At 41.2% G+C, this 15083-nt stretch carries 14 protein-coding genes and 2 riboswitches; of the genes, 11 read left to right on the top strand and 3 right to left on the bottom strand.

Translation table 11 applies throughout. The features are described 5' to 3' along the window. The first annotated feature begins 8 nt into the window (after positions 1–8). From ADA55_RS18960 to ADA55_RS18940, 6 genes are all read left to right on the top strand, one after another. The gene (locus tag ADA55_RS18960; RefSeq protein ID WP_048686732.1) at positions 9–1775 is read left to right on the top strand and encodes an ATP-binding protein; all 1767 of its coding nucleotides are present in this window, start codon (positions 9–11) and stop codon (positions 1773–1775) included. A 150-nt stretch (positions 1776–1925) separates the two neighbouring features. Continuing rightward, the gene (locus ADA55_RS18955) at positions 1926–2633 is read left to right on the top strand and encodes a hypothetical protein (protein ID WP_034307510.1); all 708 of its coding nucleotides are present in this window, start codon (positions 1926–1928) and stop codon (positions 2631–2633) included. Positions 2634–2804: 171 nt separating this feature from the next. Beyond that, on the top strand, positions 2805–2975 hold the full coding sequence (locus tag ADA55_RS28005) for a YozD family protein (protein ID WP_064505166.1): 171 nt from the start codon (positions 2805–2807) through the stop codon (positions 2973–2975). Between the two features lie 229 nt (positions 2976–3204). Then, entirely contained in the window at positions 3205–3909 is a 705-nt protein-coding gene (gene deoD / locus ADA55_RS18950; protein WP_034307509.1) for a purine-nucleoside phosphorylase, read from the top strand. Between the two features lie 280 nt (positions 3910–4189). Then, the gene (locus ADA55_RS18945; RefSeq protein WP_226990506.1) at positions 4190–5650 is read left to right on the top strand and encodes a S41 family peptidase; all 1461 of its coding nucleotides are present in this window, start codon (positions 4190–4192) and stop codon (positions 5648–5650) included. 113 nt (positions 5651–5763) lie between these two features. Further along, entirely contained in the window at positions 5764–6651 is an 888-nt protein-coding gene (locus ADA55_RS18940; RefSeq protein WP_048686727.1) for an LCP family protein, read from the top strand. A 160-nt stretch (positions 6652–6811) separates the two neighbouring features. Here the strand turns inward: ADA55_RS18940 and mtnA are convergent, their stop codons facing one another. The 3 genes from mtnA to ADA55_RS18925 all read right to left on the bottom strand — a co-directional run bounded on the left by mtnA (position 6812) and on the right by ADA55_RS18925 (position 10161). Next, positions 6812–7858 carry an S-methyl-5-thioribose-1-phosphate isomerase gene (gene mtnA / locus ADA55_RS18935; RefSeq protein ID WP_048686726.1) on the bottom strand — a complete coding sequence of 349 codons (1047 nt, stop codon included), beginning with the start codon at positions 7856–7858 and terminating at the stop codon, positions 6812–6814. A gap of 14 nt (positions 7859–7872) precedes the next feature. Then, positions 7873–9075 (bottom strand): S-methyl-5-thioribose kinase, encoded by a 1203-nt coding sequence (gene mtnK / locus ADA55_RS18930; RefSeq protein WP_048686724.1) that lies wholly within the window; start codon positions 9073–9075, stop codon positions 7873–7875. 78 nt (positions 9076–9153) lie between these two features. Then, a riboswitch (SAM riboswitch) is annotated at positions 9154–9307 on the bottom strand. 71 nt (positions 9308–9378) lie between these two features. Then, positions 9379–10161 carry a carbon-nitrogen family hydrolase gene (locus tag ADA55_RS18925; RefSeq protein ID WP_048686723.1) on the bottom strand — a complete coding sequence of 261 codons (783 nt, stop codon included), beginning with the start codon at positions 10159–10161 and terminating at the stop codon, positions 9379–9381. Between the two features lie 98 nt (positions 10162–10259). Here ADA55_RS18925 and ADA55_RS18920 point away from each other — a divergent pair, with 98 nt between their 5' ends. The 5 genes from ADA55_RS18920 to ADA55_RS18900 all read left to right on the top strand — a co-directional run bounded on the left by ADA55_RS18920 (position 10260) and on the right by ADA55_RS18900 (position 14895). After that, entirely contained in the window at positions 10260–11432 is a 1173-nt protein-coding gene (locus ADA55_RS18920; protein ID WP_048686721.1) for a pyridoxal phosphate-dependent aminotransferase, read from the top strand. A gap of 118 nt (positions 11433–11550) precedes the next feature. Then, positions 11551–11704: riboswitch (SAM riboswitch) on the top strand. A gap of 108 nt (positions 11705–11812) precedes the next feature. Next, complete coding sequence (gene mtnW, locus ADA55_RS18915) at positions 11813–13045, top strand: 2,3-diketo-5-methylthiopentyl-1-phosphate enolase (RefSeq protein ID WP_048686719.1); 1233 nt, start codon at positions 11813–11815, stop codon at positions 13043–13045. 6 nt (positions 13046–13051) lie between these two features. Next, positions 13052–13711 (top strand): 2-hydroxy-3-keto-5-methylthiopentenyl-1-phosphate phosphatase, encoded by a 660-nt coding sequence (locus ADA55_RS18910; RefSeq protein ID WP_048686717.1) that lies wholly within the window; start codon positions 13052–13054, stop codon positions 13709–13711. Then, complete coding sequence (locus tag ADA55_RS18905) at positions 13708–14337, top strand: methylthioribulose 1-phosphate dehydratase (RefSeq protein WP_048686715.1); 630 nt, start codon at positions 13708–13710, stop codon at positions 14335–14337. Before ADA55_RS18910 ends, ADA55_RS18905 begins: the two co-directional genes overlap by 4 nt. 24 nt (positions 14338–14361) lie before the next feature. Then, positions 14362–14895 (top strand): cupin domain-containing protein, encoded by a 534-nt coding sequence (locus ADA55_RS18900; protein ID WP_048686713.1) that lies wholly within the window; start codon positions 14362–14364, stop codon positions 14893–14895. Positions 14896–15083 lie beyond the last annotated feature (188 nt).

The following is a 15083-nucleotide window of genomic DNA, read 5'->3' as shown; positions in this document are numbered from 1 at the left end:
TCGGAAGGATGTTAAAAAGCCTTCAAACCCGAATTTTGCTTTATTCTTTACTTATTGCAAGTGTTCCTCTTCTGATTTTGGGAATCATATCCTATGGATCACAACGCTCCCTTCTGGAGAAGGAAGCAAAAAATGCCCTGAATGCAGGTTCACTGAATATTGTAAATGAAACATACAGCTATTTGAACGAACGGATCAGTGATGTGAAGTTAATGAGTGCAAATTCTGCAATCATCAATCCTGGCCACTCAAAAGAAGAGAAGTCAGATGAACTAAAAAAGTTTATCGATGCAAAAGGAAATTATTACGGAGTTTTGCATTTGGATATGGAAGGCAATGTCATTGCAGATACATCCAATAAAATGATCGGGGATAACCTCGCGAAGAGAATATGGTTCAAAGAGGCAATAGAAGGTCATGAATTCCTTTCAGACGTATATAAAACCCGGGCTTTCTCAGAACCGATTATAGCTCTGAGTGCTCCGGTATATGATAATTCAGGGGAAATGATCGGAGTCGTATCCACAGCTTTCCGATTGGAAGGGCTTTGGGAGATGATGGAGAAAAAGGCTAATGAAATTAGCGATAAATACCCAGTCAACTTTTACATGATCAACCAAGAAGGCATCATGATTTCGAAAAAAGACCCACATGGCATGATGCAGGATTCTGCCCTGAGAGAAATGGGATTAACGAAAGATAAGCTGATGGGAGCATCGTTAACGGATGAATTATACAGTGAAGAGAATGGGGAAAAAATATATTCCATCAAGCCTGTCCATACGGTAGCACAAACAGAGAATAAATGGTTTGTTATTGTGGGTGCTGATAAGAAGCAGGTGTTTCAGCCTTTGAATGACCTATTGACACGGTACCTGACCATCTACAGCATCGTTTTTGTTTCTATCATTCTGGCTGTTTATTTACTAACAAAGACCCTCGTTCGGCCAGTTCAAGAACTTGTCGAAGCGACAGAGGATTTCATAGGAGGAAAGGAATTCATCATTTCCGATAAAAGAAGCTTCGAGGAAATGGAAAAATTGAACCTTGCCTTTCTAAGAATGATGGAAACGATAGAAGATCGTGAGAAGGAAATCGTCCGTACGGAAAAATTGAAATATGTAGGCCAGCTAGCTGCCGGTGTCGCCCATGAAATCAGGAACCCATTGACGACAATAAAGGGTTTTTTTCAACTATTGAAGAGCCAGGATCATGATAAATCATTGATAGAAAAATATAGCGATGTCATGCTTCATGAAGTGGATCGGGTCAATGTATTTGTGACACAACTTCTTGATTTGGCAAAACCGCATCAACTGGAATGGGAGAAAATCGATTTAAAGGATTTCCTTGATGAAATTATAGATACCTATACTTCCTCAATTCCGAGTTCTCATGTAAGAATAATTAATGGTATGACACAATCCGTCATTGTTTATTCAGACAGGAACCGGTTAAGGCAGGTTCTCTTGAATGTCTTGAATAATGCATGTGAAGCCATCGAAGCAAGGGGGCAGATTGAACTGCATCACAATTCCATCTCCCAATATATAAGATTAGTGATCAGCGATGATGGAAAAGGCATCAGTCCCGAGAATTTAAAAAATATCGGTATGCCCTTTTATACCACCAAACCGGATGGAAACGGATTAGGTGTGGCGACATGCATCCAGATAATGGAGGAATTAAAAGGGAAATTCCAAATTGAGAGCGTCCGCGACGAAGGAACGAAAGTGACGCTCACAATCCCCACTACGAACCGTCTCATTAAATGAGGCGGTTTTTGGTTGTAGTGCCCTTAAATAAATGGGCATGTTAATTAGCTAAATGAGCAAAATGCCCGCTTATTTCCATTAACCTCCATGTTTGTTTGTGCATATAATTTACTAATCAAACGATAAGGACCATATTGGGGGATGTCTCTTATGGGCAAAAAAAAACAGCCGAAATTTAAATTAGGCGATACAGTCGTAATAACAATGTATGGGACAGTCGGGAATATAACCGATGTGAAATTTCTCGATGGTGCTTATGTGTATGAAGTGAACTATAGTGAAGGTCTTTATATCGAAAAAACATTGCAATCGATAAATGAATATGAAGGAGAAATCCTTTATCCGAAAGAACAAATCGATATTGAATATAAATTTTTATTAGGTGACTTGGTCCAAGTGGATGGATATGAACAGGATTATTTCAAGATTATCGGCTATCGAACGGAAATTTGGCGCTATAAGGAAAATGCCTGGGAGGATGTAATCTATGAGTTATCAAGAATCTCTGATGGTGAATGGCTTGAAGCGCATGAAGAAGAACTGACTTTGATTGCCGATGCTAAACGTGCAGATGGAATCATTAAAAAGTTGGGTCTGCTCCTTCCTCAAAAGAAAAATGAGCTTGCTATCATTGCTAAACAAAACAACCCTGGTAAAGGTGAGCGAGAAATGACAATGACAAAAGATGAAAAAAAGGAAATGATTGATGGCCTGTTGGATTTATATAATGATTATTGTAAGCTCTACGAACATTTTGGCGATGATGAATATCGTCACATCATGAAGATCGCCCTCGCTAAAATAGAAAAGGCGGCAGAGGAAATTTATCCAGATCATAAAAAGAAGCAAACGAAGTGAAAGGCATCTATAAAGGGCAAATTCCAGATTCCCTATAGAAGTATCCATTCTAATTGAACACGAATGGAACTTGATAACGATAGACCCTTCATATGTTTTTCCATTAAGGGATGCCTTACTGGTATATTTGTCTCTACACATTCATAGACCTTTAAATAAGGGGGCGATGATTTGCGAGAAATTGAGGTTTTTATTGATACAGAAGAGATAGCGGAATTCTTTTTTCAAGAATTGATAAGACGGGGCTATCTTCCAACAGAAGCTGAAGTTGAAGATCTTGCTGACATCACATTCGAATATCTTCTTGAAAAATGCATAATTGATGAAGAAGTCGATGAGTAGCTGTCATAAGACGGTTAGCAGCTTCCTTTCCCTTAATTTTATTAACCATTAAAAAAAGACGGCGGACCTCCGCCGTTTTGTTTGCGATTTAGGAAGGGTGCCAAAAGTCGTTTCGTGATTTCCAGTTTTTCAAATTCCAGATAAGGTTCGATTTTCCTAACTTGTGGTTGATATGGTATAGTAGTTTTTGAATATCATTTCAACCACAAGTTAAGGAGGACATAGTCGTATGAGCGTACATATTGGTGCAAAAGAGAATGAAATTGCGGAAACGGTCTTACTTCCTGGGGACCCGTTGCGTGCAAAATATATTGCTGAAACATTTTTAGAGGATGCTAAACTTTATAACGAAGTTCGTAACATGTTTGGATATACAGGGACATATAAAGGAAAACGAATTTCTGTACAAGGTACAGGCATGGGTGTCCCATCCATTTCGATTTACGTGAATGAATTGATGAATAGCTATAATGTCCAGAAGTTGATTCGTGTGGGAACTGCAGGAGCGATTCAAAAAGATGTAAAAGTCAGGGATGTGATCCTTGCAATGAGCGCTTCCACCGATTCCCAAATGAACCGTATGACTTTCGGCGGGGTGGACTTTGCCCCGACCGCGGATTTCGAATTACTTAGAAAAGCTTATGACGCCGGCACGGCAAAGGGCTTGCAATTGAAGGTCGGTAATGTATTTACGGCCGATCAGTTTTATAACGATAATAGTGAATTGGAAAAATGGGCAAAATACCAAATACTTGCGATAGAAATGGAGTCAGCGGCCCTTTACACGCTTGCTGCTAAATTTGGACGCCAAGCTTTATCTGTATTGACCATTTCCGATCACATTTTAACTGGTGAGGAAACGTCGGCGGATGAGCGCCAGTCAACCTTTAACGAAATGGTTGAAGTGGCATTGGAAGCAGCTATCCAGGACTGATAATTGGATGTAAATGACAGGCGGGTGACCAGGAATAAGTGATGCTGTATAATGGCAGGTTGGATACAGGCTCATTTGTTCCAGGTATCCGCATTTTTGTAATATCAGGAGATGCCTGTTGTCCTTGGAGCATTCTCCATGATTTGAAGTTTATTAAAAAATACATATGGCTATAAGTTGTTATTTTTGATAACTATTATTTTTCGATTGGCATGAAAGCTGATAAAATAGGAATGAAATCGTTTATATCGTCATGAAGAATGAAAGTGGTGAGGCTTCAGTGGAAGAAGAAAATCAAAAACAGCCAAAAGAGGCAGGGAAATTCATTAAAATAAAGAAGTTTACGTTCATTATGGGGATTTTCTTAGTCATATTTCTAACTGCAGGGATTACTACAATAGCCTTGACCTTTGGAGATGAAAAAGTAGAGTCATTAGCACCGGATAAGCATGCGGAATTTGAAAAGCTGTATTCTACATACGATAAGATAAAAGATGACTATTATGAAGAGGTTGATGAAGAAAAACTTGTTGACGGCGCAATTAATGGAATGATCAAATCATTGGATGATCCCTATTCTGCTTATATGGATAAAAAGGAAGCATCGAGTTTCCATGAGAGCATCTCTTCATCTTTTGAAGGAATCGGTGCTGAGATTCAGGAGCAGGATGGACAAATCATGGTCGTCTCACCGATAAAAGGGTCCCCAGCAGAAAAAGCAGGGGTAAAACCGAATGATATCATATTAAGTGTGGACGGTAAAAGTGTTGAAGGACTCAGCTCTTCTGAAGCTGTCCTGAAAATCAGGGGCGAAAAGGGAACGAAAGTGGATCTTTCCATCTCAAGAGCTGGTGAGTCGGAACCGATTGAGCTCACCATTAAACGGGACACAATTCCGATTGAAACGGTATATGCGGAAATGCTTGATGATGGAGTTGCAAAAATTCAAGTGACCAGTTTTTCCGAACATACAGTTCAAGAGTTGAAAACGGCGCTTGAGGAAATGTCGAAGAAGGATATGAAGGGTCTCGTATTGGATTTGCGGGGAAACCCAGGAGGACTTCTTGATCAAGCAATAGAAATGGCAAGCCTGTTCATACCTAATGGGAAAGTGGTCCTTCAAGTTGAGGATCGCAGCGGGAAAAAAGATGTCTATAAATCGGAGAATGATGGAGAACTGAAAATCCCGGTAGTCGTGTTGATTGATGATGGAAGTGCCAGTGCTTCTGAAATCGTTGCAGCGGCTGTCAGTGAGTCTGCGGACATTCCATTGATCGGTGTCAAGTCATTTGGGAAAGGGACAGTTCAGACTGCCGAAGACTTTGAAGATGGATCTAACTTCAAATATACGGCAGCTAAATGGTTGACTCCTGAAGGCAATTGGATTCATAAAAAAGGGATCAAGCCGGATATTACTGTGAAGCTTCCTGATTATGCCAGCCTTCCGTACATTTCGCCTGACAAGGAATTGAAAGCATCCGATTCTTCGAGTGAAGTGAAAGCGGCTGAAGAGATGCTGAAGGAAGCAGGCCATGATCCGGGTAAGATAGATGGATTCTTTGATGAAGCAACCACGAATGCGGTAACAGCATTCCAAAGGGAACAAAAAATTAAAGAAACCGGCACCATTAAGGATGATACTACCGTGAAATTGATGCAGGTCATCCAGGAGAAAATCCTTAAGAACGACACACAAGTGAAAAAGGCAGTGGAAGTATTAAAGAAAGAAATCAATAAATGATTTTGACCGAAAAGCCTGTCAGCGAATATCGTTGGCAGGCTTTTTTGTCGTTTCATGCATAGGATTCCAAAATTAGGCAGAGAATAGGGGTAATTTTCCGATGAGGTGAGGTAATGAAAGAAAAGGTATGGTTCATATATCTATTGGTCTTGATTCTGGCAGGCTGCACCTATGCGCCTTTACCCAAACAAAATGGAAATGAAGGTACGGAAAAAAAACTAACCAATGAAGAGACTAAGGAAAGCGATAAAATATTTCTGTTAATTGGTGTTGACACAAGGGGAGAGCAAAAATCTCGATCAGATGCGATTATCCTGGCAAAATACTTTCCTGAGCAGGAAAAACTGAAGCTGGCTTCCATTATGCGTGATAGTTATGTGAAAATCCCCGGGAATAAATCAGGATATGACAAAATAAATGCTGCTTATTATTATGGTGGAAGGGAATTGCTCAAGAAAACCATACAGGAAAACTTCGATGTCAAGGTCGATCATGTAGCGGTAATCGACTTCCAAGGATTTGTGAAGATGGTGGATTTACTTGCCCCTGAGGGGGTGGCGGTGAATGTGGATCAGGAAATCATAGATGATATGAGCATCCAAGCAAGCGTCGGTAAAAATGTTTTACATGGTGAGGAAATATTGAAATATGTCCGTTTTAGACATGATGATGAAAGTGATTTTGGTAGGGTTGAGCGTCAACAAGAAGTAATGGTTCAATTAAAAACAGCGTTTATAAATCAAATCTCATCCTTCGAAGGGATGGCAGCCCTTCCTAGCATCATCGAACAAGGACTATCGTACTTGGATACGGATATTGGTCTGAAAACAATAATGGAAATGGGACCAAAAGCCGTTTTCCATACACCGGACACCGTCGAAACCCTAAGGGTTCCAGTGGAAGGAAGCTTTAAAGATGAAACATATCCCCAGTCCGGAGCCGTTTTGGAAATGGACTGCACTGAAAATAAAAAGGCACTTCAGGAGTTCTTTTCAAAATAATAAGAATGTCCAATTATCTTTTATTATCGAAGACATCCTTATACTGAAGATGTTCGAAATTTAATATTGTATTATAGACCTCGCAAGAATAATCTTAATTCAATCATCTTAAAAAAACGAGAGGGATAAAAAATCCTTCTCGTTTTTTATCACCAATGGATCAATTAATAAAATGCGGAATATTTTTAAAGTAATCCGGTGTTATGATGCCGTTTTCGGTAATGATGCTTGTAATTAGATGATTCGGTGTAACGTCAAAGGCAGGATTAAAAGTCTTCACGTTTTCCGGAGCGATCCTTACACCTTGAATGAAGGTGATTTCTGCTTCATTCCGTTCTTCGATCGGTATGGATGTGCCGGATTCGATAGAAAGGTCGAATGTGCTTGATGGTGCGGCTACATAAAAGGGGATACCAAAGTGCTTGGCTAATATGGCCAATCCCAATGTCCCGATTTTATTGGCTGTATCTCCATTGGCCGCAATCCTGTCGGCCCCGACGATAATTCTATTTATCCGTTTCTGGTGAATCGTATGGGCAGCCATATTATCAGAAATTAAGGTGACATCAACTCCCGCTTGCATCAATTCCCAAGCCGTCAAACGCGCCCCTTGCAGGACAGGCCTTGTTTCACATGCGTAAACTTTTAGCGGAAAGTCCCTTTCTTTAGCGAGGTGGAAGGGAGCCAAGGCTGTGCCATACCGAGCTGTGGCAATTCCCCCAGCGTTACAATGTGTTAGAATGGAATCTCCTCTAGTGAAGAGGGATAAACCATGTTCCCCGATTTTCCTGCACATTTCTTCATCTTCAGCAAAGATGGCTTTAGCCTCCGATACAAGGGCTTCTTTGGCAGTTGAAATGCTTTGAGCAGCCTGCAAGGTGTTCTCCATCCTCTTTAACGCCCAAAAAAGGTTGACTGCAGTTGGCCGTGAAGATGCGAGTTTTTCAATGTGCCTCGTTACATTTTTCTTGAATTCCCCTAATTCAGAGGTTGTTTCCTGTTTGGCACCAAGTGTAACACCAAATGCTGCCGTCAGACCAATTGCTGGTGCACCGCGAACTTTTAATGTCAAAATGCTGTCATATACATCATCAACAGAATGAAGTTCAATAAATTCAGTTATGGAAGGAAGGGCTTGTTGATTTAATAATGTAATATGGGTATCAGCCCATTGTACCGAATATGGTAAGGGTGCTAGTGTAGTCATGTGCAGGTCTCCTTTTAAATGGTTGAGTAAGATGGCAGTGTCCGTTGCTTCAACGCTTCAATGAGGGCTGGAACATCCAATTCCTCCCGTTTTTTAATTAAAAAAGTACCGATTTCCAATGTTGACGTTTTGGCTGCGATCCTTGATACTTTATCTTCAATGACGTTTAAATCGGCAACATGGGAAAGGCCAATGGTTCGCCGAATCAGTTCACAGCCTGCAAAACCGAATGCATCTTTTTTGAATTTTGTCAGCAAATAAGGCAGATACCCTTTTACATGGCGGAATGGGCTTTTATTTTGGGCTTCCCATAATTCGGTATAAGTTTCTTCAAAGGCATTCCAAAATTCATGAAGGTGTGAGAAAATCTCTTCCTTACCAGCGCCATTTCGTGTAATTGCCTGAAAAAGAAGGTTGGCGGTGTATTGACCAAGGTCAAAACCAACGGGCCCATAAAAAGCGAATTCCGGGTCGATAACCTTTGTTTCAGTTTCACTTGCAAATATACTTCCAGTATGTAAATCTCCATGAAGTAAGGCTTCCTGCTCGGTTTCAAAGCTTTGTTTCAGCTTAGCGACCTCAAGTATCACTTCTTGATCATTCCATATATTTTTGGCGGCATCAGTCAATTCCACCTCGAAATCTCCCGGGAGTTCCTCAAAAAATGGATCCGTGAAAATAAAGACCTCAGTTATTTTGCAGAGTTCGGGATTCGTGAAATGTCGGGCCACTTCCTTTTTCGCGGATGGTTTTAAATGATAATCGGATGTATAAAATGCAGTCTTCGCAACATATTCACCAATATGCTGTGAAAGCAATGGATATGAATCGCCATCAATCAATCCTGTTCTAACGATTTTCAAGTGCGATAAATCCTCCATGACTGTGATGGCAAGCTGTTCATCCGAATAGTAAACTTGCGGTACGAATTCGGGGCAATAACTTCTGAAATGAATCAGCGCATTCGCTTCAATGGCTGCCCTTTTCAATGTCAGCGGCCAGCTTTCACCAAGTACCTTGGCATAAGGGACCGCTTGTTTGATTATTATACCTTTGTTTGTGACCGTGTCTGTAATATGAAAAACATAATTTAAGTTTCCATCGCCGATTTCATTACATTTCAAACTTGCATCCGCATTGACCAACCCAAGTTTTTTTGCAAGAGTTATAGCTGTTTCGTTTGTCAATCTCTTAAAATTTGAATGGTTTTGAGTCATTCTTTTCCCCTCCAGATTCAAAATAAGAATAAAAAAGCCTCTTTCATATAGAAAGAGGCAGAAGTTTTGGCTTCGGACCTCTTATCTTCCAGAAAATGAATTCTGGTGGAATTAGCACCGTGCTCTGTGGATTTAATAATCCGGCGGAGAATCCGCCCCATTTCACAATGGTATTACAGTCGGTTGCTGGGCTTCATAGGGCCTTTATCCCTCAGCCTGCTCTTGATAAGAGTAAATGTTTTCTGAAATTTTAATCTTCGGGAAAATAATATCAACTTTTTAAATAGTTTGTCAATGGGTAAATTAATAAAAATCAGGACGGCGATCTTCGAATACAGGTATTTTGTTACGTGCTTCCGTAACTTTGTTGAAGTCCAAGGTGCCTGTCAATAGTTCGTTTCCTTCTCCGGCTTCACTTATGATATTCCCCCATGGATCAATAATCAAGGAATGACCCGCAAATATATTATTGACATCCGAGCCTGTACGATTAACGGCTACAACATAGGCTTGGTTCTCGATGGCACGGCTTATCAATAAAGCTCTCCAGTGATCGAGTCTCGGCTTTGGCCATTCAGCCGTAACGAACAGAACTTCCGCGCCTTGAACGGTATGGGCTCGCTGCCATTCAGGGAAACGAATGTCATAACAAATGAACCCGGCACATATTTTTTCATCAAGAGTAAATAAACCATCTTTTTCACCTGGCTGCAGGAAATGATGTTCATCCATTAATTGAAATAAGTGAAGCTTATCATATTCTTTAATGAGCTTTCCGTGTTTATCGATGATGATCATGGTGTTATAGATTCCCTTGCTTGTTTTTTTCGCAATGGAACCGCCGATGATGTGAATCTGGTGTTTCTGTGCCTGTGTTTTAAGAAATTCAATCGTTTTTTCTGCCTCTTGATCAGCAATCTCATTCAGCCTGGTCAAGTCGTATCCGGTTGTCCAAAGCTCTGGTAATGTGACGATATCGGGTTCGGACCGAGCTGCTTTTTCCATCCATTGCTCTGCAACCTGAAAATTGATATCTGGTTGCCCGAAGGCTATATCCATTTGAATACAAGTTATTTTCCACTTCATCGTTAAAACCCCCACACGTAAAAAATGCTTTACAAGACTACGATAAACATATATCATTTGTGACTAGAATTTCAAGAAATTTCAGAGAAGGTGTATAAATGGTGCAATTCGAAAAATCCGGACTGCTTCAGGACCTGCCCAAGCAGTTTTTTGCTTCACTGGTCGCAAAAGTCAATGCAATCACGGAACAAGGACATGATGTCATTAATTTAGGCCAGGGAAACCCTGATCAGCCGACGCCGGAACATATCGTCAAAAGTTTGCAGTCTGCTGCTGAAAAAACGATTAATCATAAATATTCGCCATTCCGGGGACATCAATATTTAAAAGATGCTGCTGCCGTCTTTTATGAACGAGAATACGGTGTCAAGCTGGATCCGAATAGTGAAGTGGCGATTCTCTTCGGGGGCAAGGCAGGTCTTGTCGAACTTCCGCAGTGTTTATTGAATCCAGGTGATACGATCCTTGTTCCAGATCCCGGCTATCCGGATTATCTTTCCGGTGTTGTTTTAGCCCAGGCAAAGACCGAACTGATGCCCTTGACAGAAGAAAATGATTTTCTTCCGAAATACGATGACATACATAAAGAAGTTCTTGATAAAGCCAAAATGATGTTCTTGAATTATCCGAATAATCCCACAGGCGCTTCTGCAACTGAAAGTTTCTTTGATGAAACCGTCTCCTTTGCAAAAGAACATTCAATATGTGTGGTCCATGATTTTGCCTATGGGGCGATAGGATTCGACGGAAAAAAACCGATAAGTTTTCTGCAGGCGGAGGGAGCGAAGGATGTAGGAGTTGAAATATACACTCTATCGAAAACATACAATATGGCAGGGTGGAGAGTCGGCTTCGCAGTGGGCAATAAGAGTGTAATAGAAGCTCTTGAACTATTACAAGACCATCTTTATGTGAGTCTTTTCCCGGCGATACAAGAAGCTGCGGCAAGCGCTTTGCTTGACTCACAGACCTGTGTAGAGCAGTTAGTGCAGATGTACGAGGGGCGAAGGAATGTTTTCATTGAGGGATTGAGGGCCATCGGCTGGGATGTCAAAGCTCCAGCGGCATCGTTTTTTGCCTGGCTCAAAGTACCTGAAGGTTTTACGTCCGAGAGTTTTGCGGACTATTTATTAACGCATGCCCATGTAGCTGTTGCCGCAGGGAATGGGTTCGGTGAATTTGGCGAAGGTTATGTCAGGGTAGGGCTACTGACTTCGGAAGAACGGCTGCAAGAGGCTGTGGAACGAATACGTACATTAAACTTATTTTAATGCAATATGATTCACCTTTAAATAGTTAAAACTTATTGACAAAGTAGGAATTACCTGTCAGAATACAAAATAAATTCTTAATCTTTCGATACTTGGATGCAACTTATATATCAGCGTTTTCTTATTTTGAGCAGGTGGAGGGACTAGCCCGATGAAGCCCAGCAACCGACCGTAATTCCATTGTAAAATGGGGCGGAATCCTTCCGCCGGATTTTTTTGAAATCCACAAGGCACGGTGCTAATTCTTGCAGCCGAGGGCTGGGAGATAAGAAGATGGCTTTTTAAAGCCTCTTCTTTATGAAGGGGCTTTTGCCATTTTGAGACCATCTCAGGTTATTAATGACATCGAGAGTTTACTAACGTGTTATAGGAGTGATCAGATGAGCGAGATAGTCGCTACTTATTTAATTCATGACTTTAATGGAAATCATGAGAAAAAAGCAGAGAGCATTGCCTTGGGTCTGACTGTGGGGACATGGACGGACTTGCCACATTTGGTACAGAAACAACTGGAAAAACATAAGGGACGCGTCGTATCGGTGACACCCCTATCTGAAGATGAGAGGGCAAACAGCTACTTTAATCGGAAAGTATACCGTTCGCTGATTAAAATTGCCTATCCGGCAAGGAATTTCTCCAATGATTTACCCGCAATCCTTACGACGGTCTTCGGCAAACTTTCATTGGACGGTGAAATAAAACTTATTGACTTGGATTTTGTCGGTGATATTCAAAAAGCTTTTCCCGGGCCGCAATTTGGCATTGAAGGCATAAGGGAAAAGGTTGGCGTATTTAACCGGCCCTTGGTGATGAGCATCTTTAAAGGCGTATTGGGAAGAGACCTACCATTTCATAATGAGCAACTGAGGCAACAAGCATTGGGAGGTGTCGATCTAGTTAAGGATGATGAGATCCTCTTTGATCAGGAACTGACTCCATTTTTCGATAGAATAAAAACGGGAAAAAGAATATTGAATGAAGTCTATGAAACTACTGGCCACCGGACTTTATATGCTGTCAATCTATCAGGGAAAACATTTGAATTATTGGATAAGGCAGAGCAAGCGGCTGAAGCAGGGGCAGATGCTTTATTGTTCAACGTTCATACATATGGTTTGGATGTATTGCAGGCCTTGAGTGAACATGATCGTATCAAGTTGCCGATCATGGCGCACCCCGCATATAGCGGAGCATTGGCATCTTCATCATTTTATGGTATCGGCTATCCATTATTGCTTGGTAAATTAGTTAGATTATCAGGTGCGGATTTATCCTTGTTCCCTTCTCCTTATGGAAATGTCGCACTTGAAAAAACGGAGACCTTAGCGATTGCTGAAGCTCTGACAAAAGATGAACTTGCATGGAAAAAAGCCTTCCCTGTTCCTTCTGCAGGCATTCATCCGGGCATGGTTCCGGACCTGATCAAGGATTTCGGGCATGATAGTGTAATTAATGCCGGAGGCGGAATTCACGGGCACCCTGACGGAGCAGAGGGCGGTGCCAAGGCTTTCCGTTCTGCTGTGGAAGCCGTTCTGGCAGGAAAGGAACTTTCTGAAGCGGCGGCTGAGGAAGAAACCCTAAAAAAAGCTCTTGTGTTGTGGGGAGGCCTATAAGAAATAATGAAACCGATCATCTTTTGTGATTTTGACGGAACGATCACCAACACAGATAATATCATTTCAATTATGAAGAAATTTGCGCCTCCGGAATGGGAAGCGTTGAAAGACGGTGTCCTTCAGCAAAAAATCAGTATATCTTCAGGAGTTGGGGATATGTTTTCCCTGCTTGATAGTGGCTTGAAGGATGACATCATCCAATATGTAAGAAAAACGGCCGGCATTCGTCCGGGGTTTTATGAATTCGTTGAGTATACGAAACAAGCCAATATCCCTTTATATATTGTAAGCGGGGGCATGGATTTTTTCATTGCACCCCTTTTGAATGATATCTTGCCAACAGAGTCCGTTTATTGCAACCATGCATTTTTTGATAAGGAAAAGATTTATATTGAGTGGCCACATGCTTGTGATGAGCAATGTAGTAATGATTGCGGTTGCTGCAAGCCATCCATTATGAGGAAAATTACAGGTCCGGAAGATTTTAAACTCGTTATTGGAGATTCAGTGACGGATTTTGAAGCGGCAAAACAGGCCGATTTTGTCATAGCCCGTGACATACTGCTTGAAAAATGCGATAGGGAAGGAATTCCACATCAAGGATTCGAAACATTTTTTGATGTAATTGACATTATAAAGCAGCAGGAGGTGGTTAAAGCGTGAACACTCATTCTAAAGAATGGCAGGAGTTGGCAGATATTAAAGCTGAACTGGCCGAAAGGGATTGGTTTATGGGAACTAGCGGGAATTTGTCCATCCGCGAACCCAAAAGCCCTTTCTTTTATATTACCGCAAGCGGTAAGGATAAAAGGAAGCAATCGGATTCGGACTTTTTACTGGTGGATTTAAAAGGAAAACCAGTTGAAGAAACGAACCTAAGACCATCGGCCGAAACTTTACTTCATACAGACATTTACCGAAAAACCAATGCGAACTGTGTACTCCATGTCCATACGGTTGAAAATAATGTGATATCGGAATTGTACGGAGATGAAGGCCAAGTTTCCTTTCGTAATCATGAAATCATTAAAGCGACCGGTCGGTGGGATGAAGATTCGGAGCTTCGGATTCCAATCATATATAATCACGCTGACATTCCGCTGCTATCCGATAAGTTCAAGCCGCATGTTGAAGGAGACTCTGGCGCTGTGCTGATACGCAATCATGGCATTACGGTTTGGGGCAAAAGCGGATTCGAAGCAAAAAGAATACTTGAAGCTTGCGAATTTTTATTTCAATATCAACTGTTGCTTAATCAACAAAAGGCGTTTGCAGGTTCTATAAGATAAATACTCATAGAGGAGGAATGAATGATGGCGACGATCAGATTCCATGAAACAAACGAGGTTATTGAAAACGGTGAACAGGTAAAAGGTTTTTTAGAAACACAAGGGGTTATTTATGAACAATGGGACATTTCTAAATTACCTGCCCATCTTGTGGAAAAATACGATTTAACAGATGCTGACAAGGAGGAAATCCTTGTAACATTCCAATCAGAGATAGCGGAAATCTCTGAAAGAAGAGGCTATAAAGCCCATGATATCATCACATTATCCGATGCAAACCCGAACTTGGATCAAATGCTTGAAAACTTTAAGCAGGAACACCATCACGAAGATGATGAAGTGCGTTTCATAGCAGGCGGAACGAGTATCTTTGCCATTGAAGGCAATGATAAACAGTGGTTTGATGTACGGCTTAATCCAGGAGATCTTATTAGTGTACCAGAATCAACAAGACATTATTTCACGCTCGCGGAAGATAGGAAAACTGTTGCTGTCCGGATTTTCGTAACAGCTGCGGGATGGGTGCCGATTTACGAAAAAGACGAAGTTCAAGCATGAATCAATGTTGAAAAACCAGCTTACGGGCTGGTTTCTATTTGTAGAAAAAAGGGTTCGGAATGGTCTCATCTCGAACCATGATTTTAAAACAAGACCTGATTATGCTTAATGGTTTTTTCCTGTAATCCCCATTGGATTGAAGAAATTTACGACACTCCTGCCGAATAACTGGCTAGCCGAGACCCCAC

The sequence above is a fragment of the Bacillus sp. 220_BSPC genome (genome assembly GCF_001054655.1).
Classification (GTDB): Bacteria; Bacillota; Bacilli; order Bacillales; family DSM-1321; genus Peribacillus; species Peribacillus frigoritolerans.
Note: the sequence above shows the minus strand (reverse complement) of the source record. Positions and strands in the feature narration are given on the sequence as shown.

Bases quoted from the DNA above. Each gene is read 5' to 3' on its own strand.
- ADA55_RS18960 (WP_048686732.1), top strand. From the start codon at position 9: ATGTTAAAAAGCCTTCAAACCCGAATTTTGCTTTATTCTTTACTTATT.
- mtnW (WP_048686719.1), top strand. From the start codon at position 11,813: ATGAGCGAGATAGTCGCTACTTATTTAATTCATGACTTTAATGGAAAT.
- ADA55_RS18910 (WP_048686717.1), top strand. From the start codon at position 13,052: ATGAAACCGATCATCTTTTGTGATTTTGACGGAACGATCACCAACACA.
- ADA55_RS18955 (WP_034307510.1), top strand. From the start codon at position 1,926: ATGGGCAAAAAAAAACAGCCGAAATTTAAATTAGGCGATACAGTCGTA.
- ADA55_RS18925 (WP_048686723.1), bottom strand. From the start codon at position 10,161: ATGAAGTGGAAAATAACTTGTATTCAAATGGATATAGCCTTCGGGCAA.
- ADA55_RS18900 (WP_048686713.1), top strand. From the start codon at position 14,362: ATGGCGACGATCAGATTCCATGAAACAAACGAGGTTATTGAAAACGGT.
- mtnK (WP_048686724.1), bottom strand. From the start codon at position 9,075: ATGACTCAAAACCATTCAAATTTTAAGAGATTGACAAACGAAACAGCT.
- ADA55_RS18920 (WP_048686721.1), top strand. From the start codon at position 10,260: ATGGTGCAATTCGAAAAATCCGGACTGCTTCAGGACCTGCCCAAGCAG.
- ADA55_RS18940 (WP_048686727.1), top strand. From the start codon at position 5,764: ATGAAAGAAAAGGTATGGTTCATATATCTATTGGTCTTGATTCTGGCA.
- mtnA (WP_048686726.1), bottom strand. From the start codon at position 7,858: ATGACTACACTAGCACCCTTACCATATTCGGTACAATGGGCTGATACC.
- deoD (WP_034307509.1), top strand. From the start codon at position 3,205: ATGAGCGTACATATTGGTGCAAAAGAGAATGAAATTGCGGAAACGGTC.